20 protein-coding genes and 1 tRNA gene are annotated in these 22,465 nt (G+C 55.9%); 6 read left to right on the top strand and 15 right to left on the bottom strand.

Annotated features, from left to right (window positions below; genetic code table 11):
- Window positions 1–77: 77 nt before the first annotated feature.
- Window positions 78–1,205, top strand: coding sequence for a glycosyltransferase (locus VGH19_00530; GenBank protein HEY1169826.1), 1,128 nt, complete (start codon window positions 78–80; stop codon window positions 1,203–1,205).
- Here VGH19_00530 and VGH19_00525 read toward each other — a convergent pair.
- The 4 genes from VGH19_00525 to VGH19_00510 are packed head-to-tail and all read right to left on the bottom strand — an operon-like array spanning window position 1,202 to window position 5,741.
- A complete protein-coding gene (locus tag VGH19_00525) occupies window positions 1,202–2,197 on the bottom strand; it encodes a glycosyltransferase family 9 protein (protein ID HEY1169825.1) in 996 nt (331 codons plus the stop codon). The two genes, VGH19_00530 and VGH19_00525, sit on opposite strands and share 4 nt — an antisense overlap.
- A gap of 39 nt (window positions 2,198–2,236) precedes the next feature.
- A complete protein-coding gene (locus VGH19_00520) occupies window positions 2,237–3,190 on the bottom strand; it encodes a glycosyltransferase family 2 protein (protein ID HEY1169824.1) in 954 nt (317 codons plus the stop codon).
- A gap of 7 nt (window positions 3,191–3,197) precedes the next feature.
- Window positions 3,198–4,595, bottom strand: a complete 1,398-nt coding sequence (locus VGH19_00515; GenBank protein ID HEY1169823.1) for a hypothetical protein — start codon at window positions 4,593–4,595, stop codon at window positions 3,198–3,200.
- Between the two features lie 9 nt (window positions 4,596–4,604).
- Complete coding sequence (locus VGH19_00510; protein ID HEY1169822.1) at window positions 4,605–5,741, bottom strand: glycosyltransferase family 4 protein; 1,137 nt, start codon at window positions 5,739–5,741, stop codon at window positions 4,605–4,607.
- Between the two features lie 119 nt (window positions 5,742–5,860).
- Between VGH19_00510 and VGH19_00505 the strand changes: the two genes are divergently transcribed.
- Genes VGH19_00505 through VGH19_00495 form a run of 3 tightly spaced genes read left to right on the top strand, consistent with a single transcriptional unit; the run spans window position 5,861 to window position 8,030 of the window.
- On the top strand, window positions 5,861–6,346 hold the full coding sequence (locus tag VGH19_00505; protein HEY1169821.1) for a YajQ family cyclic di-GMP-binding protein: 486 nt from the start codon (window positions 5,861–5,863) through the stop codon (window positions 6,344–6,346).
- A 5-nt stretch (window positions 6,347–6,351) separates the two neighbouring features.
- On the top strand, window positions 6,352–7,251 hold the full coding sequence (locus tag VGH19_00500) for an alpha/beta fold hydrolase (protein ID HEY1169820.1): 900 nt from the start codon (window positions 6,352–6,354) through the stop codon (window positions 7,249–7,251).
- Window positions 7,248–8,030 carry a hypothetical protein gene (locus VGH19_00495; GenBank protein HEY1169819.1) on the top strand — a complete coding sequence of 261 codons (783 nt, stop codon included), beginning with the start codon at window positions 7,248–7,250 and terminating at the stop codon, window positions 8,028–8,030. The genes VGH19_00500 and VGH19_00495 overlap by 4 nt, the downstream gene beginning before the upstream one ends.
- 71 nt (window positions 8,031–8,101) lie before the next feature.
- Here the strand turns inward: VGH19_00495 and VGH19_00490 are convergent.
- From VGH19_00490 to VGH19_00445, 10 genes are all read right to left on the bottom strand, one after another.
- Window positions 8,102–8,177: transfer RNA gene (locus VGH19_00490), tRNA-Ala, on the bottom strand.
- 163 nt (window positions 8,178–8,340) lie between these two features.
- Window positions 8,341–9,918: a hypothetical protein gene (locus tag VGH19_00485; protein HEY1169818.1), complete on the bottom strand. Its 1,578-nt coding sequence runs from the start codon at window positions 9,916–9,918 to the stop codon at window positions 8,341–8,343.
- Window positions 9,919–9,960: 42 nt separating this feature from the next.
- A complete protein-coding gene (locus VGH19_00480) occupies window positions 9,961–10,500 on the bottom strand; it encodes a prepilin-type N-terminal cleavage/methylation domain-containing protein (protein HEY1169817.1) in 540 nt (179 codons plus the stop codon).
- Complete coding sequence (locus tag VGH19_00475) at window positions 10,490–11,002, bottom strand: hypothetical protein (GenBank protein ID HEY1169816.1); 513 nt, start codon at window positions 11,000–11,002, stop codon at window positions 10,490–10,492. The genes VGH19_00480 and VGH19_00475 overlap by 11 nt, the downstream gene beginning before the upstream one ends.
- 171 nt (window positions 11,003–11,173) lie before the next feature.
- Window positions 11,174–11,830, bottom strand: coding sequence for a response regulator transcription factor (locus VGH19_00470; GenBank protein HEY1169815.1), 657 nt, complete (start codon window positions 11,828–11,830; stop codon window positions 11,174–11,176).
- Between the two features lie 131 nt (window positions 11,831–11,961).
- Entirely contained in the window at window positions 11,962–14,013 is a 2,052-nt protein-coding gene (locus VGH19_00465; GenBank protein HEY1169814.1) for a hypothetical protein, read from the bottom strand.
- Window positions 14,014–14,105: 92 nt separating this feature from the next.
- Window positions 14,106–15,506 (bottom strand): HAMP domain-containing sensor histidine kinase, encoded by a 1,401-nt coding sequence (locus VGH19_00460; GenBank protein HEY1169813.1) that lies wholly within the window; start codon window positions 15,504–15,506, stop codon window positions 14,106–14,108.
- A gap of 99 nt (window positions 15,507–15,605) precedes the next feature.
- On the bottom strand, window positions 15,606–16,757 hold the full coding sequence (locus VGH19_00455) for a hypothetical protein (protein ID HEY1169812.1): 1,152 nt from the start codon (window positions 16,755–16,757) through the stop codon (window positions 15,606–15,608).
- A gap of 15 nt (window positions 16,758–16,772) precedes the next feature.
- Window positions 16,773–17,309: a hypothetical protein gene (locus VGH19_00450; protein HEY1169811.1), complete on the bottom strand. Its 537-nt coding sequence runs from the start codon at window positions 17,307–17,309 to the stop codon at window positions 16,773–16,775.
- Window positions 17,310–17,518: 209 nt separating this feature from the next.
- Complete coding sequence (locus VGH19_00445; GenBank protein ID HEY1169810.1) at window positions 17,519–18,163, bottom strand: DUF4339 domain-containing protein; 645 nt, start codon at window positions 18,161–18,163, stop codon at window positions 17,519–17,521.
- Between the two features lie 331 nt (window positions 18,164–18,494).
- Between VGH19_00445 and VGH19_00440 the strand changes: the two genes are divergently transcribed.
- Both VGH19_00440 and VGH19_00435 read left to right on the top strand, forming a co-directional pair.
- The gene (locus VGH19_00440; GenBank protein ID HEY1169809.1) at window positions 18,495–18,950 is read left to right on the top strand and encodes a type II secretion system protein; all 456 of its coding nucleotides are present in this window, start codon (window positions 18,495–18,497) and stop codon (window positions 18,948–18,950) included.
- A 30-nt stretch (window positions 18,951–18,980) separates the two neighbouring features.
- A complete protein-coding gene (locus VGH19_00435) occupies window positions 18,981–20,261 on the top strand; it encodes a hypothetical protein (GenBank protein HEY1169808.1) in 1,281 nt (426 codons plus the stop codon).
- 351 nt (window positions 20,262–20,612) lie between these two features.
- On the opposite strand, the gene VGH19_00430 is transcribed toward VGH19_00435, so the two are convergent.
- Window positions 20,613–22,307 carry a sulfatase-like hydrolase/transferase gene (locus VGH19_00430; protein HEY1169807.1) on the bottom strand — a complete coding sequence of 565 codons (1,695 nt, stop codon included), beginning with the start codon at window positions 22,305–22,307 and terminating at the stop codon, window positions 20,613–20,615.
- Window positions 22,308–22,465: the final 158 nt, after the last annotated feature.

The following is a 22,465-nucleotide window of genomic DNA, read 5'->3' as shown; positions in this document are numbered from 1 at the left end:
TTCTTTTCAAGAATGATTTCCAAAGCATCGACGGGGACACTTTAACATGTGATGCCCGTGCAAGCCAAGAAACAGAAATGAAACGTCCGCTCGTCGGCATCGATCTCGCGCCCGCCAGCCTCATCGGGCAGGCGCCCGGCACTGCCCGGCATGTGACGGAGACGGCACGGGCGCTGGCCAGCATGGATGTGGCTTGGGACTGGCTGCCCACGGTGGAGGGGCAGGAAAACCCGCTCAAAGAGTGCTTCGGCAAACCGGCCATGGTGGTGGCAGGCGGCAGCTTCGCACTTCGCGCCTGGTGGTCACTGGGCCGGACTTGGGCGCAGAGCCAGTGTGATCTGGGGTTTGCGACGACTTGCTTTGTGCCGATGTCTGGAGCGCCGTGCATCGCCAATCTGTTCGATTCCAATATCTACGAACACGGAGACACGTGGATCCAGAGCGGACGTAGAAAGGAGTATTGGATCAACCGGTTTGCATCGGATCACGCCGTTCGCCGGGCAAGGAAACTTTTGGTGCTCTCGGATTATTGCCGCAATTACCTTGAACGTCGTTTTCCGCAGTCGAAGGAAAAGTTTGTCACGGCACCTTGTGGACTGACTCCCCTGCCCCCGGCCAGTGCAGTGACGCCGTCATGGGCAAAAGGGTTGATGAAGCCATTCTTCATTTACGTAGGAACTTTTTCGGAGAACAAGAATCAACGGCGGTTGTTGGAAGCGTGGGCGGCGTTGCAAAGCAGGCACCCGGATTTTCCGGCATTGGTGCTGGCAGGACCGTGTCCCGAGAGCTATCGACACGAAGTGATCGAACCGGCATTGAAACGTTTGCCCAGAGCGTCCGAGGTTTTGCTGCCCGGACGCATCAGCAATGAGGATCTGGCATGGGGATATTCCACAGCGATCGGAGTGTTGCAGCCATCGATCGCGGAGGGGTTCGGATTGCCGGTGATCGAGGCTATGAGCCTCGGTGCCCCAGTGGCTTGCTCAAACACAACAAGCTTGCCGGAAACAGCCGGAGGTGCGGCAAGGCTGTTCGATCCATTTGATTTGACATCAATCGGTGAAGCGGCGACGGAACTTTGGCAGAACGGGGCGTTGCGCGAAAAGCTGGCAGCAGAGGGACGGAAAAGGAGCGAGGTATTCACATGGCGGAAGACCGCAGAGAAGATCGCGAGGGAGATCGATCAGCAGCTCGGAAAACTTTAAGGCAGGCAGCCGAGGACTTTTTCAACGATGTTGGCGGCAGGGATTTTCCCGCAGAAATCACAGTGCACGGCAGAAAACTTTCGTTGTTCACGACAGAATCCGATGCCAGGTGTGAGAGTGGTGGCGTTGGGACGTTGATTGCCCCAGACTTTCGGCGACAAGTTATCGATCGAACAAAAAGGCGAAACGGTGGGTATGTCCAACGCACTGGCGATATGCAATGGCCCGGTGCTGGGACACACATAGGCTGTCATGTGTCGGATGGTGACAGCCAACTGGCGAAGCGAGATTTCGCCCATGCTGTTCCACACGTGCGAAGAGGAGAGAATTTCTTGTGGCCAAGTTTTCAGCAGTTCGCGCTCCTTGGCACCGCCGGTGATGATCAAGGCGCAGTCCCCCTGCTCCAACAAAGATTGGGCGACCTGCGCGTAAACTTGCGATGGGAGATTGCACGCATTCCCCGCACAGCCGGGATGAATGCCGACCAATGCGCGAGTGCCAAAACGCTGACGCAAACTTTTCCCCGCAGTGGCGATCTCATCGTCGCTCAAGAAAAGTTCCGGCTGAGCGCCTTGCGGCGGAATGCCCAAGGCACGGGCGCAATCCAGAACGACATCACCAAAATATCGAGGCTCATCGAGCAGGCGGGAACTCAGGCACTGATGCAACGTCAGACGCCCCCAAACGCCCGCCCACATGGCAACGCGTGTACGTGTGCCGGAAAAAAACGAGGCCCACAGCAATTCACGCTGGCGGGCATAAGGAAGCAGGATGACATCGAACTTCTGCGCGCGAATCCAATCCGACAAAGCTCGCCAGCCATTTGGAAACTGCGGACAGATATCTTCCATGGCGTGAGCCGCCTTCACCCGCGGGCTGTGAGTGAATACCGGTGCGAATGCTTTCGGAACGATCACTTCCACTGTGTTTCCCGCCATGGCAAGCGCGCGGATCAACGGCGTCGTCACGATGACGTCCCCGAGATGATCCATACGTATGACAAGAATTTTTCGCCCCATAATCTCAGCGATTCATTCCTCGATCCGCACGATGTCACGGAGGTTTCGCTTGCGCAACGCCACATAACGACGTCGCGACCGCATCACTACAGGCAGCTTCAACAACGCCAGCATCAGTCCGCCCAGCAAACCGAACTTTCCTTGCAACGTTTCCCGCAACATGCGACGGCCCATCTTGCTGCGGTAATCGCGCCAAAATGCAGAGTCATCGAGGAGCAACCAGTGTATCAGGTGGAGGTTGCGGACCGGGATGATGCGCAACAGCAGAGGTTTCTTGCGAGTCGTCGTGCTGTGGCAATGATCCACCTGGCTGGCCGGGCAAAAACATATCTGCCAACCGGCCAGCCGCGCGCGAATGCAGAGCTCGGCGTCCTCCCAATAAAAAGGAGTGAATATCTCGTTCATGCCTTGCAACGCGACGAGTTTCTCGCGGTCCAACAACGCACATGCCAGACCAAGATAACCGGGATTCGGCGTGCGTCCGGCAAGCACTTGATCTGTCTCATCCTTCAGGAAGAAAACACCGTTGCGCCAGACCAGTTCGGCGTAGCCTTCCGAGATAGGCTCACCCTTGGGATTACGACCGCGTTGCAGCGAGCCGGCTCCGAAGAGATCTGGAATCGTCCGGAACGCTTCGAGCAACGGCTCCAGAAAACCTGGCTTCACTCTCACATCGTTGTTCAGAGAAAGCACCAGCGGATATTTTGTCTCGCGCAACCCGGCATTGAACGCCGGGCTTACCCCGCCATTTTTCGGCAAAGGGACAACGCGCGCCCAGGAAAAATCGGCGGCCAGCATGGATAACGTTTCATCCGTGCTGCCGTCATCCACGATCACGCATTCCCAAGGGCCCGCATATTGTGACATCACGGCGTGCAACGGCGGCAGATACTGGCGCAACAGTGCCTCGCCATTCCAAGTCGGAATGAGGATGGAGATGCCCGGCTTTATATCTGCGGACAGCATGTGTTCGTCACCTGGTTTGCCAAAAAAATGCTTTGATAAATTCTTTGAGATTCAAAGATTGCCCCTGAAAACCGCGCCAGATCACATACCACCAGATGCAGGTGGTCTCGACGATCAGCGGCACCCAGAGCAGGCCGTAGATGCCATATACCGGCGTGAGCAACAAGGCCAGAGACACGCAAAGGACTCCGGTGAAAACACTCAATCGATAAAAAGGCACTACGTTTTCAGTGTAAGTCAGGTGGCTGAAATGGACCGGGAATATCTGGATGCCCGCCCAAACAAGATAGATCATTAACTGTTCCTGCGGCAGCAGAGTGGATTTCGCCGCCATCATTTTCAGCAACGGCTGACCCAAAAGCAAAAGCGCAACTGCTCCCGCAAAAAACGTCAGCACTACCAAAGCCAGTCTTCGCGCAAAGAGCTGGCTCATGGCATCGAGAGCACCTTGTGTCCTCAAGATGATGATCTGCGGCCACTTCACGGATATCCACAGGCAGGAAAAATTCGCCATGAATGTGACCACTTGAACACTCAAGCCATACGAAGCGACCGTCTCCACCGGCAGATAATGGCTTGCGACCATCATGTTCGCCTGGCTGACCAGATAACTGGCGAGCGACATGAGGCCGAATTTTTTCGCGTTCGGCCACAAACGCTTCAGCAAGACCACGTCCATCTTTTCAGGTGTTTGTGGATCAGGCGGCACAGCCTCGTAATAACTTCGTTTGGTGATCCAGCGAGACACGACCCCGCGCATAAATGTCGCCGCGATCAATGCGTGAAGGCCGTAGCCCGCTTGCAAAAACGTGGCCGCCACGAGCAGATAAATCACTCCTCCGGCTGTGTAGGAAAAGTGCAGATCCCGCACTCTATTCACTCCCATGCAAGCCAGATTCCAGTGCCCGGTGAAAATATTGAAAGCGACCGCCGCAAGATACCCGCCCCACGCCAGCCAGCCTTGCATCGGATCCGCCAATGCACTGATCGGCTTGCTCAAAACCAGCGTGCCGCCGAGCGCGAGCAAAACCGTGGCGGTGAAAGACACCCAAAAATAAAGGTGACGCACCGTGCAATTCAGCACACGCAATCGTGGCAAGTTAGGCTCTTTGGATTCCGTGGGCGCCAACAAACCTTCCTCCTTGATGTCCTCCGCACCAGCCCAGAGAAAACCGTAAACGCGGCTGATCACCTGGCCGAAACCGAAATCAGCCAGCGAGGCCAATGCTCCCAGCGAAAGGAAAACCCACCACAACGCCTGCAATTCCGGCACCAGCGTGCGCAGCATCAGCGGCAGCAAAATGATATTCGCACCGACACGAATCACCGTCCCCACCGATGCGATCGCATAAGCCGAACCCCACAGCCGCTGCATCACGCCAAAAATGCCAGTTTTATTTTCCATTCAAACTGGTCAGTTTCGTCCGAGACCTTCTGCAGAGTTCCCCGTCACTTTCTGGATAAGTTCCCGTTGACACAATTGTGCATCGGTGAGCGCGCAAGATTTCCCGACATATGCCCTGCCCTGTTTGCCCATCACAGATCTCATCTGCTCATCTTGCAGCAATGTCAGTATCCCTTTTGCCAGCGCTTCGGGATCGGCCAACGGCACCAATACCCCACCACCGTTTGAAGCCTGTACAGATTCCGCCACGCCATCCGCAGCCGTGACTACCACAGGACACGCAGCCGCCATCGCCTCCAGCACCGTAAGGCCCGGGATCTCATATAAAGTCGTGACAACTGCCAGATCAGCCGCCGAGAAAAATGCAGAACCATTCGGTTGCACACCAAGAAAACGGCAGCGCTTCAATTTCAGCTCGGCAGCCAATTTTTCCAAAGCCGCACGTTCAGCTCCATCACCCACGATCACCAGCACAGCTTTCTCATCACGCGCTTCCACCAGCGCCCAGGCACGCACCAGCCAGTCCACCCGCTTCTGATCCACCAAGCGTCCCACGTTGACCACCAATGGCACGCCTTCAGGCAGTCCCAGCTCACGACGTATCGCCGCTTTATCTGCCGTGGGATTGATATGCTTAACATCCACTCCCAGCGGAAAATAGACCGCGCGTTCGCTCGGGACCAGTTGACGCAAAAGATACTGGTAACGCGCCGCTTCACTCGGGCAACCCACCATCGTCGCCCAGCGACAACTGATTCGTTCCACTATATGATTGCGTATGACACGGAAGAGATCCCAGTCCGTGTAAAAACTTGGGAAACATGTCACGTAGAGCACGTTCTTGATACCCGCAAGGCGACATGCCAAAGCACCGACCATACCGCCCGGTTGACCGTAATTCACCACTACATCCGGTTTGATCCGCCGCAAAATGCTGACTAAGGAAGGAAGCGAAAACAGGCTGCGCATCGCATGATCGAGCCCCGTCGTGAATACCTGCACTCCCCGTTGTCTGAGCAATTCGGGCAAGTCACCTTTCCGCCCCAGTATCGCATACGTCTCAAAATGCTCGGCACACGGAGCGATGGCGTTGAGGCCGACGGTTCTTCCCCCGCCGCCATCCGCCATACCGATTATGTGAGCCACCCGCAGACGCATTTCCCCCATTCAGACCAATCCCCCTCCGCTAAACAAGCCGCAATTGGCTCCACGCACGCGCTCGGCCTTGGATTGATTTTTCGCCCAACCCTCCTACTATCCCGCCCATGCCATCTTTTGACATCGTCTCGGAAGTGAATCCGATGGAATTGCAGAACGCCATCAACCAGGCCCAAAAGGAACTCGCCAACCGCTTTGATTTCAAAGGCAGCAAGGCCGAGATCATCCTGGAAAAGAACGAGATCAAGCTCAGTGCCGCCGACCAGTTCAAGATGAAGGCACTGGTGGAAATCGTCATCGGCAAGATCGCCAAGCGCAACATCAGCCTCAAGAGCGTGGATCAGGGCGAGCCCGACCTGTCACCCCTCGGCCACGCCCGGCAGAGCATCAAGATCAAGCAAGGCATCGAGACACCGATTGCCAAAGAGATCATCCAGTTCATCAAGGGCAAGGGGTTCAAAGTCACCACGCAGATCCAGGAGCAGCAGGTCCGCGTCACCGGCAAAAGCCGGGATGAGCTGCAAGAAGTCATCGGAGCTGTGCGCACTCATGATTTTCCAGTGGCGGTGAATTTCCAAAATTTCCGGGATTAGGCTTTATGCCCACTAACGATGCCTCGCCGATAATTCTTATCCACGGCATCGCCCGCTTTGACTGGCTGCACGAAGGTTATCGCAAACTGTTCCCGCAGACGGATGGCCACCCGAAAGATCGCAGCCATTATTTCCGCAACGTCGGCACCCACCTGAAACACCACGGCTACGAGACGTTTCATGCCTCGCTCAGCTATGCGAAAAGCAGTGAACAGCGCGCCCGGGAACTCGGTGAACAGATCGCCCAGATCCGCCAGCAGACCGGCGCGCGCCAAGTCCATTTGATCGCTCACAGCATGGGCGGCATCGATGCCCGTCGCCTCATCATCACGCGCCCGAACCTCGCCTCCAGCATCGCCAGCCTCACCACCATTGGCACACCGCATCTCGGCACCAGCCTGGCCGATTGGGGTCTTGAACGTGGTGGGAATCACGTCATCACCGCCGCCAGCCCCATCCTCGACCTTTCCGGCTTCAAAGATCTCACCCGTGCCGCTTGTAAAGAATTCAATCGTGCTGCTGAAATCGTTGAAGCCAGCAACAGCGTCCGCTACCGCGTCTGCGCCAGTCACGCCACCCGCAAAGACACCTTGCTGCCGCTTCGTCATGCTTGGGACATCATCTTTGAAAACGAAGGTGATAACGACGGCCTCGTCTCTGTGACATCACAACTCTGGACCAAGGAATTGTGCGGACAAGATGGCCTCGTGAAACGCGTTGAGCAGATCCCCTTCCCTTTCGCCGCCGATCACTTCAACCAGACCGGTTGGTGGGATCCCAGCAAACGCAACCGGCAAAAAAGCGTGCTGGAGATCAAAGAATCCATAAACCGTTTCGAAGAACAGATTCGCCAGATGTATCTGGACCTTGCCCGTGGTGTAGTTAACACTGCTACCACTCCATGAGCCAAGACCAAGGAACACGCCCTGCCCGTTACGCCTACGGCGTGTGGTTCATACTGGCCTTGACCGGAGCTTGGGCATATCACGCGCTGACACCATTCATCCTGCGTGCAGCTCTGGGATTGATGGGAGATATCGAGATCTTACCCAATATTTTCCGGCATTACCTTCGCCTTCAGCCTTGGCTATGGAGCATACCCCTTCTTTTTTTGATTTTCGGACTGCTCTGCAAGCACATCACCTTCCTACGGCATCCGGTAAGCATATCCGTCTCCGGTGGCCTGCTCTGCGCACTGTACCTCTTCATTGGTATCTGCCTCGCCTCGCCCTATTTCATCCACGCATATTCGCCACCTTTCCCGGGAACATTAAAAAAGCAGCTTCGGGAGGCGGATGAACTTACCCTCTACGCCCTCTGGACGACGAACGCCCAGACCGCATTGCAGGAAAAATTTCACGACTATCCCATCACTGGAAAAGTTGAGCTGAAAAATCATCCTCGCCGTCAAACCACCATCGAAGGTCTGATTCAAGGGAGTGAAACCAATTCAACGGAAATGGTATGCTTTTATCCACACCACGGATTGCGTGCAGTGCATCAAGGCAAGACCATCGACCTGCTGATCTGTTTTGGCTGCGGCAAAGTGGAGCATCATCCCAGTGGTAAATTTTATCACATGCACAAGTCCACCCAGCCCGTACTCGATTCCATCTTTGTCGATGCCGGAGTCCCTCTTCCTCCCGAAAAGAAAACAAAGCCCGAAGCTGAAAAGACAGAGTGAACCCAGCCCGTTGAAAGAATGATTGTCAGGCCAGATTCTAACAACACGGTAGAACCATAGAAGAAGTGGAATGGTGGAGCCGAGGAGGCTTGAACTCCTGACCTTCTCATTGCGAACGAGACGCTCTACCAACTGAGCTACGACCCCATCCACCAGAGTGATGCGAACCGCTTTTTCCGCCCCGCATCAAGTGCGTGGTAATATGGAGAAAACCAGTGCCGTGGCAAGCGGAAATCCACGTTGTTTTCACATCGGCTGGCTTTGTGCAATGCCGACCGGAAAACGCATTGTCGAGCCAGAAACCGGGGACTTAGAACTCAGTCCAGGAAGCGATTTTCCATTGAGTCATACCACCGTTGTCGCCCAGCTTCTCATCGTAATGGAAGTTGAAGTGGCCGTTGTAGGTGACGGAGCCGACGATGGCTGCTCCCTGGAAATCATCCGTATCACTGCCGCCACCTTTGCCCTGCAGGTTGGCATTGGGTGCATATACGGTGCCTACATAGGCACCGTTACCTGCGAGTTTCACGACAGTGCAATCATCCAGACCGAAGATGGTCATCTTCTCCGTGTCGCCAGATTGATTGAATACGCCATTGCCAGCAATCTTGGCTTCCGCACCCGAACCGGAGCCATCGCCGATGTAGAGCTTGAGGCTGGCACCCGGCAGAATGGTGATGCGGGCATTACCTTGAAGGCTGATGCCTTCTGTACACCAGAGCACGGCATTGCCCCGGACCAGTATTTCCTTGCTGCCGCTCATGCTGATGGAGGTCGTCTTGTAGTTCTCACTGTCGAGCACATACTCGTAAGTGGCTGTGCTGGTGCTGACGGCATTGGTGGAGGATGTCGAGTAGGTGTAAGTGGTCGTGCTGTACACGTAACGGGTGATATTGTAGGTGTAGCTGTCGATGCGGTTGTAGTGGTAGCGGGTGGGTGATGTGGTGGTCGTCACCGAACCAAGGAAAGTGCCTGCTGCCGGATAGGTTTTTGCGCCGGTGACTGCAGTCGTGTTCGTCGTGATGGTTCCAGCACCAGCACCGGGCCAGCTCGTTGTGTTAGTGCTTGCGGTTTGCGTGGTATAGGAGCCCGATGCCGGCGGTACTGTGTTCGTAAAGTTGCCGGTGTTGGTGATCACGCCGCTGGCTGGAAAGGTGGCCGGCAGAACGTTGGTGGTGATGGTGAGACTGGAGACGGAAAAATTGGTAACGGTCACCGAGCCGCCGCCCGGGCTGAACCCGCCGCTGAATGGAGGAGCCACGGGGGGGAAGGACATGCTGAGGTCATTGGCCGAACTGCCGGTGTGCGGGGAAGAAATCGTGTAACCGGGACCTGTGGCGACGTCACCCTTGATGATGCTGCCGCCCGAGATGTTGCCACCTACGGCCCCAACAAACGCGTTCGCATTCGCTGTGGCCGCATTGTAGGTGAACGTGATGCGGGAGTCGTAACTGTCCACGACGCTGCCCGGCCCCAATGTGATCGAGCCTTTCGCCACCAAGCCTTTCATGCCGGTGGTCTCACGTGTGGTGGTCACACGGACGGCCCGGGTAACTTCGCCCTTGCCCAGAGGCGCCGGAATGTAACCGTAGGATGTCACCACGGGCGGATTGGCACCGCTGATGTTGACCTCATATCGCATGTCCCCGACGATGTTGGTCAGGTTGTAGGTGCCGCTGTTCAGCACCCATCCGTTGGCCGCGCGATCTCCGTCACCGATGCTGTTCAGATGCGCAAGCGCTTCTTCTATACCGGATTCGCAGGCAGGAATCGCTGCATTCCATGTCTGGGAACGCATCACGTTGAGGTGCTGGGACTGCACCATCGTGAGATAGGAAGCCAACGTGAGGCCGATGATGCCCGAGATCACTACTGTGATGATAAGCATGCTGCCTCGCTCGCGGGATGAATGCCTGATAATCATAACGACTTAGGGGTTGTTCCGGATGACGATGCGCGCTGACTGCACGCTCTCCGAGTTGATCAAATTGCCCAGCAAAGAACGCGCGCACGTCCACGTCACGATGATGGACTTTGCCTCGGTGATGCTGGTGGTCGTGTACTGGTTGAACGTTCCGTTCATCACGTTCCGTTGAAACATGCTGAACTGAAGAGAATTGCAGTCTTCCAGGAGGACACTAGACGAACTGCCCAATGTTTCAGTAAGTCGTTTGGTGCTCGCGGAATAGCTGTACGTGAGCGTCTGGCCATTGTAGAGAAAGCTGACGCTGGTGGCCGAGAAGGAAGTAAGCCGGGAGGCGGAACGTATTTTCAGCGTCATCTGATCCAAAGCATTGCGGCTTTGACGGTCAAGATCCGCGTAGTTGGACATGGCCGCCATGCTGCGCGCGGTGTAAAAGGAGAGTGACGCCACCGCGGCCAGAACGACGCTGCCAACACCTACGGCAACCATCATCTCCATCAGCGTCACACCGAGCTGGCGACGGCGTTTTTTGAAATCAATAAACATAGTCGTGGATGCCGCGTTCGGCGACGAGGGTTTGCATGCTGCGGGTGCGCAGGATGTTCGCGTTGGTCCACGTGACCGTGAGCGTGGCCAGCCGCATATTGGCGGAATAAGCCGAATTCACGGGAGCATCCGCGAACACGATCGAACCGACGAAAACCGTTCCAGCCCCTGCAGGTATGGTGAGTGTGGCCTCATTGGTTGAGCTGCTTGCAGCATTGGTGGAGTTGGCTGGCATAAGGCGCTCGGCAAAGTATTTGGGAACGTAGCTGGTGTCCGTGATCTGATCCCATGAATAGAGCCGGAGCAGCTCGATCTTCTCGATCATGATTTGCGTCGCCCGCATGTTCTCACGAGCGCTGGAGATCACAGCCAGGCCTTGAGAGATGCCCGCATAGAGGGAGACGAACATCAAGGCCACCACGGCCATCGAGATCAGCACCTCGACGATGGTAAATGCCCCGGTTCTCAGGCGCAGCCTGTTTCTGGTCCTAGGAAATCTCATGGTTGCGAATGGTAGAGATGAAAACCTGCATCCATTCACGCAAATTTGCGCAATGGTTATAATAGCAGTGGCAATGCCACTCTATAACCTTGAGATTACCGGAAACGGCACGGGTTAAAATAGTGCCGAAAGGATAATTATTAGGCCCTAATTATATAGGGCCTTATATCCCTATTTAATAGAATGCTGAACGTAGAATGCCGCCGCTTGGGAGCGGCGGGAGAGGTTCAGCTTGTCGAGGAGGTTGCTGAGGTAGTTCTTCACCGTCTTGTCACTCAGGCCCATGACCTGGGCGATTTCCTTGTTGGTCTTGCCTTCCGCTACAAGTGCAAGGACGCGGCGCTCTTGAGCCGAGAGGATGTCCAAGCCGCCCTGCCCCTGGCTTTCGGCTCCGGCTTTGACGCGGCCCAAGACGCGACGGGTGACGGAAGGATCGAGAATGGAGTGTCCCCCGGCCACCTGGGTGATGGCCCGGACGAGTTCTTCCTCTGCCACGTCTTTCAGCAAATAACCGTCCGCACCTGCGGAAATAGCGTCGAAAACGGTATTGTCGTCTGCGAAGGAGGTGAGGAAAATCACATGCGTCGCCTCGGTGTTGGCGAGGATTTTGCGGCAGGCATCGAAGGAGTTGCCATCTGTCATCCGCACGTCAAGCAGCACGACGTCCGGGCGGAGGCGTTGGGCTTCCAGCACTGCCTGGTTGCCATTTTCAGCCACACCCACGACCTCAATCTCGGGGAATCGCGCGAACATTGCCCGCAGGCCCACTCTCACCACTTGATGGTCGTCAGCGATCAAAACTCGCACTGTAGATTTGCCGGTTTGCATGGTCATGTTTAAGGATTGATGGCGGGAGAAAATAACATCCGGCAATAAAATGCAACTGCCTTCCGCTAAGGATGACAATATTTTCGTGGAATTACGAATATAATTCCACCTGATAATACAGAGGCCGGACATCAGGGAGCCATGCGGGCACGGTAGAATTCACGAGGGACCGTATTGGTGTCGATAGACTGTTTTATGAGCAAGGTGCCGGAGCGGTCCACGATTTCAAACGTCACGCCTTCGACCCAATCCACCAGGTTGGTGCTGGTCTCGAGCGCGAATTTTTGATCGGTGCCTCCAGAGATGAGGACGAGGCTCTGGTTTAAAACCTTGCCATAATCAACGAACGAGACCGGCGTGGTATCAGGCGTAAGTTGCAGACGGAGCAATGCCCCCTCGACTCCTCCGGCAATGAGTTGACCGGCCGCCGATGCGAGGGTGAAGAGAGATTTTTTGGTGGGTGTGCTCATGGGTGTCCAAGTGGTGAGGTTCGAGCTGCGCAGAACGGTTCCCTGGTTGCCGGCCACGAAATATTCTCCGTTCACCTTTTCCACATCATTCAACCAGTTGGTGACACCACTGGTGCGAGGAGTCCAGTTCGTGCCGTCAGGACTGGTGAGTATCGTACCGTTTTCACCCACGACCACAAATGTGCCGTCAAACTGTTTCACGCGAAAGAGCCACTTGGCGGTGGAAGAGTTGCGCAGCGTCCAGCTGATGCCGTCGGGGCTGGTGAGAATGGTGCCAAGATTTCCGGCGGCGACGAAGAGCGAGGAATTCGTGGCGATGCTGGAGAGAAAAGCACTTGTTGGTGTCGTTCGTGAAGTCCAATTGGTGCCGTCATTGCTGGTGAGGACCGTACCGTTGCCACCGGACACGACGTAGAGACCGTTCTTGCAGGCGACACCTTGCAGATCGACGCTGACGGGTGCAGGTGTCACTGCATGCCATAAGGTGCCGATGGTGGAGAGGTAGTTGCTCGTGATGCTGTTGTCCTTGTTCGTATAGAGCACAGAGACATAGTTGGTGGGGCTGAAGAGAATGGTGCCTTTGTTACCGACGATCACGGCGCCATTCGTCGTTCCGCCGACTCCGAGCAGGATGGAGTTTGTCGCGGCATCCGGGGTGAGTTCGAGATCCCAGTTCACTCCGCGACTGCTGGTGAGGATCGTGGCGTGATCACCAACGGCGAGATAGAAATCAGCGAGACGGTGTGCGGACCATAACCATTGGCGTTGAGAATCGTTGCGTTCCACCCAGATCTGATCAGTCGCGTTGGTTTTGAACCCCTCCACGGTCATACCGCTCCGCCCGCCGAGGAGGAAGATGCCGTCCGTGTAGAGCGCGGAATAGTATGTCCACTTGGGCGCGGGCTGGACGGCATCCGGTACGGTCGTCTGAGTTTTCCAAGTGGTGCCACCGTCTTCACTGAGCAGGGCGATCTGGTCGCCGGCGACGAGGATGGTGGAATTGGTGCCGGCGATGGCGAAGAGGTTGTTCGTGACGGTGACGCTAGCCTTGTTCCATGAGGAACCATCAGTGCTGGAAAGAATGTGGCCACTGTTGCCAACCACCCAGTATTTGCTGTTGATGTAAGCAACGCGGTTCAGATGCACCGTGTATGCGGTGGTGACTCTGGTCCAAGTATTTGCGGCATTGTTCCCAGTCGCGATGTAGCCATTTTCACCCACAGTCACAAAGCCGCTACCGCTGCTTGCCACGCCCCGCAGCCAGGTGGTGCTGCCTGCGCCTCTCAGGCTTTCACGTGCCCACGAAGCGCCGTCGATGCTGACGTATATCGCGCCATTGTCTCCCACGGCCACAGCGCGTTGATTGGAGACGGTGATCGCTTCGAGCCAATCTGATGTCCCCAAATTCACTTGGGTGAATTCTTCCAAAGAATCTGCGTAAAGAATGAGCCCCTTCTCTGCAGTGACAAGCAGCCGTTCGCCGAAGAAAGTGGCACTACGCAAAGAATTGGTGACACCCGTGGACTTGGCTTGCCAGAGTGTCAGGTCATCTGAGGCGAAGAGCTGGCCGGATTCACCGACTTGGATTTTTACGCCGAGCTTCTCGGTCATGTCCACGACGTTGGCACCATGAGGCTGGGGATTGCTCCAGCGCCAGGAGGTCTGGGCGGCGGTATTGGAAAGGCCAGTCAGCCAGAGGCATATGGCCAGCAAAAAGGGCAGCCAACCGGCTCTTGAATCTGGAAGCCGGGGGCTTATTCCATCGCGCTTTGTATCTGCTGCCACGTCTACAACTGGTAAATCTACTATGTTTCGCCGGTGCTTGCAGCGGATAATTCGGGGGGCAGGACCAAGCCGAAAACACAGCCTTTCGAGGTGTTCTGCCGGAGGTTCAGATCGGCACCGAGGTGACGGGCCAATTGTTTGCAGATGGCGAGCCCCAAACCGCTGCCACCTTCTTTTGACGATTCACAGGGCTGGAAGAGCTGGCGCTCCAATTCCGGACGGAGTCCGCCGCCTTCATCAGCCACTTCAAACTCGATCTCTTGGGCGGACTGCCGCACGGAGAGCCGCACCTGCTTGCCGGAAGGTGTGGCCTCGATCGCGTTTTGGATCAGGTTGATCAGGATCATGGTCAGCAGATTACTGACTCGCGCGGCGAGCACGGTGTTCACTTCTCCTTGATAATCGAACCGCACGTCGTTCTGCGCGGCAAGTGGTGTGACTTTGTCACCAATGGCCTGAAGCATCTCCTTCATCGTGACTTCGTGATTGCTCAGGCCTTCCTGATCGCGCACGAAATCCATCACCCCGTTGACCATGGCTTGCATGCGCCGGGCGGTGTCCACCGCAGTATGCCATTCCACTTTTTCGCCGGTCGTATCGGCCGCACGCCATGCGGCGAAGAGATTGATGAGTCCGAAGAGAGGGCTTTTGAGGCCGTGCATGAGATTGGCGGCGACGGCACCGACGGCGGAGGTACGCGCCATCATGGCGAGTTCCTGATTCGCTTTGAGCAGGCTCTCCGAACGGGCGGCCAGTTCGGCATTGGCACGGGCGAGTCGGGCGAAGGCCCACCACAGCGTCGCCGTCATGAGGGCGCCGCAGATCAAGAAAAGCGAAGCCGCACGGGCGGCAAGGCTGCGGTCGATCTCGGCAAATTCCAAGGCCTTGGGCGTGCCATCAATGATCATCTGGGCCACGCCAAATAATTGCAGCTCCCCTTTTTTGTGAAGCGGAACGGTCACGATGAGCACCGGAGCGGCCTTGCCCGCTTCGCGCGGGTCGATCAGGAAATCGTCAGCGAGTTTGCGGTCGGGATGGAAGGCGGAGACGGACTGGAGTTCGCCGGAAACGATGCTGCCGCTGCGCAGTTGGGCGACTTCGTCCTTGTCGATGCGGAGCTCCTTCACATTTTGGGGAAAAGAGGTGACGAAGTTTCCTTTGGCATCGAAGAGGCGTGCGCCCATGACGCCTTGGAGAAAGGAGGCTTTGAGCAGCACGGTGAACTGCGTTTCCGTCTTGTCCAGCGTGGCCTCGGGATCATTGTATTGTTCGGCCAGATATTGCATCATCGTGACCGCACCGATCACTTCACCGTCCCGGTTGACGGACTCTTCCCGAAGTTTGGCACGGAGTCCGAATGCACCCGCTGCAATGGCACCGGCGAGCAATGTCAAAGCGAGCAATACGGAAGCGAAGGGCAACCAGTTGGTTGACCCAAGCCCCGTTAAATTTTTTCCGCTTTTATTTGGCGACACAGAAGGCATGCCGTGCCGATTTCTTTTAAATGTTCAAACCGCAGTTCAGTTTTCCCAGCCAATACCGATGCTGGCCGTATTGGCCACGTAGCGATCGGTTGTCAGATTGGAGAGTGATTGCTCATGCTCTCCCCGCAAAATCAGATAACAGCCATTGTTAAAATTCCGCTTCGCTTGCAGTCCGGTGAGCAGCAATAACTTTTCGCGCTCATTACTGCCTGCTCCAGCGATTTTCTGGATGTCATAATCATAATAAGAAGCACGGCTAGAAAGCTTTATTTCCCAATGTTTTCGCCGAAACCGCAACTCTAGAGCCATTCGGCCCCGGTCATGGTCAAAGTAATCTTGGCCGTTGTCCGTGATACGCCGCCAACCCGCACGCGCCGTCAACCGCCAGACTTTCGCTTCATCCAATTCCCAGCGTGCGGAGGCCTCTACATGGTGCTGGCGAAAGCGTAATTCATCCCCAAGGACAGCGATGCCAAATTCATCTGTGGGTGTCATGCGGTCGAACACCCGTTCCTGATAATCGTAGGTGAGCGAATAGGAAGTGCGCTTGCTGGCATCCTGCCCCAAAGAAAATGAGATGCCCGGTTCATAAGAATCGTCCAACGGTTGCTCGACAGTCTGCCACTCAAGCATGGGCTTGAGTGCGATCCACCAGCCAGTGACCCATTGCTGTTTCCAGCGGCCATAGCCTTGCAGCGTATGGCCATGGATATTGACCGAGCCTTGGTTCAGGATCGTTGTCGAAGCATCTATCGTCTGATCTTGGTAGATGTGTTGCAGTCCCGCCTCCCAAGAGCGGCCGGGCGCAGATTCTTTTTGCAGTTGGAACAGGCCAAAGGTGAAGAGTTCGTGCTTGGCCAGGTCGCTGTCAAAAAGTCGGGTCGCATCAACAGTAGTGAGAACGGTGACTTGCCAGGCATCGACCGGCAGACGGATCAGGGTATGATCCAGCTTGATGGTGCCAAAGGTTGTGCCCGATGGATTGGAAGATGTGTATGTCGGGTTGTCCCGATAGCCGGACTCCAGTCGCACATCGATGAAATGGCTCCAATTGGAGGGTTCTTTCATTTCTAGATCGTCCTGCGCCAGAGATTCGGTTGCCGGGGTAAAAAGCATGATCGCCAACAGGACAGGGAAGGACGAACATCCGAAATCCTGAAGCACACGGCATGGTGCATCTACCTTCATTGCTTCAGTGGACGGTCAGCGGTCCCGCCCATTGCCTCCATCTCCGCCGGCACCGTCCACAATCTTACCCAAATCAGGGTGCAGTTCCTGTTTGATGTCTTTGGCCCGTTCCTTCGCCTCTTCAGCAAACTGCTTGCGCTCTTCCTTCCATTTTTCCAGAGCTTCGCGCGACTTCTCACGGATCATCGCTCGCTGTGCTTCTGTGGCTTCACTTTTCTTAAGATTCAGTTCTTTTTGGGCAGCCAGGAATTCCTCGCGTGCGGTCTGAAATTTGTTCACCAGCGTGGTCACTTCCGCAGGCTCAGCATTGCCAGGATTGCCGGGGCGTTCTGGCTTGCCTTTGCTGCTGGACGAGGAGCTGCTTTTGGCACCGATCACTTGAGGCCGCTCGGCGACGGTAGGTTTGCTCTTACCTTTGGCCTTACCGTTGTTACCGTTGTCGTTCCCGTTGCCATTTCCATTGCTTTGAAGCTGAACGGACTTGAGGGAAGGTGCGTTGGTGGAAGCCTCCTGAGCTTCCGCCGTGTGGATGAACGGGCACAGCACAAACAAGGTGAAAGCACAGACGCCAGCCCCACCAGGGAGTTGCGATATTATGCTTCTAATGGCTCGTTTGCAGTTGGACAACATACTGGTCAGTTGCCTGATATTCAGCAGATTGCAGACCATTTGTAAACCTGGCAATCAGATAAAGAATAATACCAGACCGACAGTATAATCGGCCATTTGTTGTCGGCCGCAAATGCGTTAAACACCTTTTGTTAAGGTTGAACAGGAAGTGGCTGCCGGATACGAAAAGTACGGTAACCGTTTTTCTCATTGCCGATCCAGACATCACTCACAGTCATCCGCCACGGCTCAAATGGAGCGCCGCCTGAATCATTGAACTCCAGCAGGATCAAGTCCTTTTGCTGGCCAGGCTTAAGATTGCCCAGCAGCCGTTTAAATCCCGACGGAGGGGTGCCATTCAGATATACAAACATCTGATTCCACTCGAAATCACTCTCATTGATGATACGGATGTCCGCCGGTTTCACTTCGATGATCGCACGCATGACTTGGGTCTGTTCTTCGCCACGGTAGCGCCAAGGGCCAATTACCCAGATGAATACACACATGATAGCGACCGTGATTCCCCAACGGAAAACACCTTTTAGCGGAGCAAGAGCGCTCTCCTCTTCAATGGCAATCTCCGTCGGCGCAGGCTTGGCCGTAGCCGTCTGGTAATTGATCACCATGCCCAAGATAAGATTGATCGGCTGGCATTTCTTCATCCCCGGCCTCACAAACAGCGTATCGAGCGTGATCTTGTCCGACATCCACATTTCATGCAGCTCAGCCAAAGTATAAGGCCCGGCGGTCTCGCCGTTAACCAGTAGAAAATACTCTTCACGCTGCGGTTCCATCTGGACCAAACAAATGTAGGAAGAGATGCCCGTCTGAAAAGAGGAAACCAAATAAAAAAGTGAGTGCTCAGAAACAAGACACACACCAAGAGCAATGGACAGGACAGCAAGCAAAAATTGCCCTTACAATGCGGTGTCTTTCGACCATGTTACAAGCAACTATAGCCGCATGGGCACACAGATAAGTTCTTATATATCATCAACTATAGACCCATACAGACCTATCAATGGCGGAATAGCTCACAATTGGAGATTTGCAGTGGCAGAATGCATCCTTGGCAGGCCCTTTGCTTAACATGTGGGCACAGGTGCTCAGAGCTCCTGATTGCCTATGAAACTGACACTGAAATCATTCGCTCCCCGACAGGCGGCGATGACATTGATTGAAACCCTCATCGGGATGGCTGTCTTCGGCATCCTGTTCGTCTCGCTTTATGCAGGCATCAGTTCCGGCATGGCCATCATCCGTTCAGCGCGCGAAAACTTGCGTGCCACACAAGTGATGCTGGAGAAGATGGAAACGATCCGGCTTTATAGCTGGGACCAGATCACGCAAACCGGCTTCGTGCCCGCGACTTTCACCGCGCCATTCTGGCCTGCAGATGGCAATCAAGGATTGCAATACAATGGCACACTCACCATTACAAATGTTACTTTCAATGAAAGTTACAGCGCTGACATGCGCCAGGTGACAGTCAACCTGAGTTGGAACTCCGGCAACATCACTCACAAACGGGAGATGAAAACCATGATCTCCCGCCATGGACTACAAAACTACATCTACTGACCCCAGCATCGCCAAAGGAAAGAGACACGCATGATCATCCGCCTACATAACCGCCGCCCGGGCTTCGTGGTCATCGGCGTGCTCATGGTGAGCCTCGTGATCGGCTTCATGCTGGCCGCATATCTTGATCTCGTCAGCGCGCAGCACCAGTCCATCGCGCGTTCACAGACATGGAACACCTGCATCCCTGTGGTGGAAGCGGGCGTGGAAGAGGCGCTGGCACACCTGCACCAGACCAAGGGCACCAACCTCACCTCCAACAGCTGGTATCCGTCCCAAAACGGCTGCCTCAAATGGCGCACGGTCGGCAGCGGCTCCGCACTCGTCGTGATCTCCAACGGCCTCACACCCGTCATCTACTCCACCGCTTATATGAAAGCGCCTCTGAACGGTGATTACATCCGGCGCACAATAAAAGTGGAAACACGCCGTGACGGCATATTCTCCAAAGGCATGGTCGCCAAAGGACAAATCACTCTCAACGGCAACCAGATCAACGTGGATAGCTTCGACTCCCAAGACCCCAACTACAGCACCAACGGCCTCTACACCCCCAGCAAACGCAAAGCCAACGGAGATGTCGCTACCAACTCCGGCCTCGTCAATGCCCTCGCTGCCGGAAACGCCAACATATACGGACACGTCTCCACTGGTCCCGGCGGCTCGGTCGGCATTGGCAACAACGGCGCCGTGGGAGACCTCGCCTGGCAGGCCTCCGGTTCCAGCGGCATCCAGCCCGGTTACTTCTCCGACGACATGAACGTGGCCTTTCCCGATGTCTCCCCCCCCTTCAGCGGCGGCTTCACCCCTGGCAATGCCACCGGCTACCAATACGTCATCAGCTCCAGCGGTGACTACCGCATCCCCAGCCTCACCGGCAACCTCCTCGTCAAAAGCAACGTGCAAGCCCGCCTCATCATTGACACCGAAATCAACATGACGGGCCAGGACACCATCACCATCCAAAAAGGCGCCTCACTCAACCTCTACATGGCCGGCCCCAGCGCAAAAATCACCGGCAACGGCGTCGTCAACCACTCCGGCAATGCCACCAATTTCTTCTACTGGGGTACACCCGCCAACACCACCCTCACCATCAATGGCAACGGCGCCTTCACCGGCGTCATCTACGCCCCCCACGCCAGCTATACTATGAACGGCGGCGGCAACAGCACCCTCGAAAACATGACCGGAGCCAGCGTCACCAAGACCGTCCAGATGAACGGTAACGTCAACTTCCACTACGATGAAAACCTCGGACGCATCAACCTCCACCGCGGCTTCATCGTCACCTCCTGGAAAGAAATCTGAAACCATCCGGCCCTTCGCCAACCTGAACACCCCCCAATCCTTAACGGACCTTTTTCAACCCACGGGCGTCACGCAAGTGACGCCCGTTTTGCTTTCCCTCGCAGCTGTCCCGCCCGCGGGATAATGAGGCAGAACTAACCTCTTCCCTTTGCGCCTTTTGCGCTTTTTTTGGCTATCGTAGCAGACGAGGTGACGAGGCTCTAACTTCCCGCCCTACCCCGTATCCCAAAAAGGAATCCATCCATCAGCCCAGAGTTGTCATGCGCTGATCCAAAACGAAGCCCGAATCCAAAAAGACCGCTCCCTCTTTTCTTCGCCACACCGCTACATAATGATACTGGCCGGGATGCATCACTTCTCCAGCATGCGCTTTTGCTTGCGCGACATGGGGGCGGGCGCGGCCGGATATTTCGTACCGAACTCGCCGAAGGGCTGTTCGAGCGGGATGAGCGCTTGCTTGAGCTTTGCTTTCATGTCCGCGAGCACCTCGGCATTTGCGGGGATGTTGGCGAGGTTCTTCGTGTCCTGCGGGGCCAGACCGCTGCCCATCGCGAACAATTGATCCGCGTCGAACTGGAAGGGGAAATCATCGATGGACTTCATGTAATTGTTTCCCTGCGTGTGCCAGCGCCATGAGTTACGCGCGAAGTTCCATTGCTCGGGCGTGAGGGTCTTTTTGAACTTGTCGAAAAACAACTCCGCTTTCGCTGTCAGGGGCGGAAATTTTCCGGTGCGATCCACTTCCGCGATCTTTTCCTGCACCTCCGGCGGATAGCGTAGCGCCACGTATTTCCACTGGTCGGTGACGATCGCACGCGTGTGCCCGTTTTCGAGGAGCAGCCCATCGCGCCACGGCGCCTTGGCGTTGGCGAGCACCGGCAGGAAGTTGCGGCCATCGAGTATCATGCCGGTGGGCGGCGTGATTCCACAGGCGGCAAAAATAGTGGGCGCAAAATCCGTGTTGGCGACGATGCGGTCGCATTCCGTGCCGGCTTTCAATCGCTTCGGCCACATCACCAGCAGCGGGACGCGCGCCCCGCCTTCATAGAGCGTCTCCTTGCCGCGCTGGTTGTTGTCTGAAAAGACGACGAGCAGCGTGTTGTCGAGCAGTTTGAGTTCCTCAAGACGCTGCACCACCGCGCCGATGCCGCAGTCCAGCCAGTGCATGCCGAATTGCTGCGCGGTCTTTGCGCCCGCCGCTTTGGCGGTGTCGTAGATTTCCTTGCGCGAGGGCATGGGCACTTTGGGCGCCTCGGGCAGCAAACCGCCCTCGGTCACGCGGCCATACTTTGCGTAATCATCGAGCAGCAGCTTTGCATCGATCGGCAGGTGCAGGAGATGTGTTGCCAGGTAGAGGAAGAACGGCTGCTCCTTGCTTTGTTCGATGAAATTCAGTGCGCCAAGCACCTCGACTTCGAGGTTGTGGCTGTAGCGTTCGCCGTAGAGGTCGATGCCCTTGAACTGCGACACGCGGAAGTCGATCGGCGCGGCGACGAAATCAAACCCGCGCTCCTTGATGCGTCCGGTCAGCCACGCGCTGCGCTGCTTCAACCACGCATCCGCCTCGGTGCCGAAGACGTCGCCATTTTTGCCACGGAAGCGGTCATACTTCTCCGACTCGAGGTGATACTTGCCGACGAAGCCCGTTCGGTAACCGGCCTGATGCATCACCTTGGGCAGGTTTGGCCGGTCTGCTTCCAGCGCCACGTGGCTGCCGCCTTCCCCGTCGTCATCATCATTTGCTGTGGCATGTCCGCGCGAGGCGTAGCGCCCGCTCAGGCAGGTGTATCGGCTCGGCACGCACAACGGCGTGACCGCATAGGCGCGTGTGAATTTCACCCCGCGCTCCGCGATGCGATCAAGATGAGGCGTCAGGCTGGTGCCGCCGTAGCATTTGCCCAAGTAGCCGAAATCCACATTATCAATGACGATAAAAACGACATTGGGACGGGATTCCGCCGCGCCCAGTGAGAGACCCGTGAGCCATGCCAAAATGCAGGCGATGGCGAGCAGAGAGCGCATGGATTGAACAGGCGACGACTTCATGGGCTGAACCATTGCGGGGTAGCTTCGCTTACCAAACTTTCATTTCGCTTTTCGATTCCGATTGGGCGTGAATCGAAAGCCGTTGTCAAGTTTGGCTAAGGCGCCACTCGATCTCAACGGATATAATCAGGGCCAAAGGCCCGCTTCATTCCAGATGG

This window comes from Verrucomicrobiia bacterium (assembly GCA_036405135.1).
Taxonomy (GTDB): domain Bacteria; phylum Verrucomicrobiota; class Verrucomicrobiia; order Limisphaerales; family JAEYXS01; genus JAEYXS01.
The sequence above is the reverse complement of the archived record's forward strand: the minus strand, read 5'-3'. Positions and strand labels throughout refer to the sequence as shown.

What these genes read in the sequence shown, in the direction of transcription:
- VGH19_00430 (HEY1169807.1), bottom strand. Translation starts at nt 22,307, where the DNA reads ATGAAGTCGTCGCCTGTTCAATCCATGCGCTCTCTGCTCGCCATCGCC.
- VGH19_00520 (HEY1169824.1), bottom strand. Translation starts at nt 3,190, where the DNA reads ATGCTGTCCGCAGATATAAAGCCGGGCATCTCCATCCTCATTCCGACT.
- VGH19_00435 (HEY1169808.1), top strand. Translation starts at nt 18,981, where the DNA reads ATGATCATCCGCCTACATAACCGCCGCCCGGGCTTCGTGGTCATCGGC.
- VGH19_00525 (HEY1169825.1), bottom strand. Translation starts at nt 2,197, where the DNA reads ATGGATCATCTCGGGGACGTCATCGTGACGACGCCGTTGATCCGCGCG.
- VGH19_00440 (HEY1169809.1), top strand. Translation starts at nt 18,495, where the DNA reads ATGAAACTGACACTGAAATCATTCGCTCCCCGACAGGCGGCGATGACA.
- VGH19_00480 (HEY1169817.1), bottom strand. Translation starts at nt 10,500, where the DNA reads ATGTTTATTGATTTCAAAAAACGCCGTCGCCAGCTCGGTGTGACGCTG.
- VGH19_00500 (HEY1169820.1), top strand. Translation starts at nt 6,352, where the DNA reads ATGCCCACTAACGATGCCTCGCCGATAATTCTTATCCACGGCATCGCC.
- VGH19_00505 (HEY1169821.1), top strand. Translation starts at nt 5,861, where the DNA reads ATGCCATCTTTTGACATCGTCTCGGAAGTGAATCCGATGGAATTGCAG.
- VGH19_00515 (HEY1169823.1), bottom strand. Translation starts at nt 4,595, where the DNA reads ATGGAAAATAAAACTGGCATTTTTGGCGTGATGCAGCGGCTGTGGGGT.
- VGH19_00495 (HEY1169819.1), top strand. Translation starts at nt 7,248, where the DNA reads ATGAGCCAAGACCAAGGAACACGCCCTGCCCGTTACGCCTACGGCGTG.
- VGH19_00470 (HEY1169815.1), bottom strand. Translation starts at nt 11,830, where the DNA reads ATGCAAACCGGCAAATCTACAGTGCGAGTTTTGATCGCTGACGACCAT.
- VGH19_00445 (HEY1169810.1), bottom strand. Translation starts at nt 18,163, where the DNA reads ATGGAACCGCAGCGTGAAGAGTATTTTCTACTGGTTAACGGCGAGACC.
- VGH19_00455 (HEY1169812.1), bottom strand. Translation starts at nt 16,757, where the DNA reads ATGAAGGTAGATGCACCATGCCGTGTGCTTCAGGATTTCGGATGTTCG.
- VGH19_00475 (HEY1169816.1), bottom strand. Translation starts at nt 11,002, where the DNA reads ATGAGATTTCCTAGGACCAGAAACAGGCTGCGCCTGAGAACCGGGGCA.
- VGH19_00530 (HEY1169826.1), top strand. Translation starts at nt 78, where the DNA reads ATGAAACGTCCGCTCGTCGGCATCGATCTCGCGCCCGCCAGCCTCATC.
- VGH19_00485 (HEY1169818.1), bottom strand. Translation starts at nt 9,918, where the DNA reads ATGCTTATCATCACAGTAGTGATCTCGGGCATCATCGGCCTCACGTTG.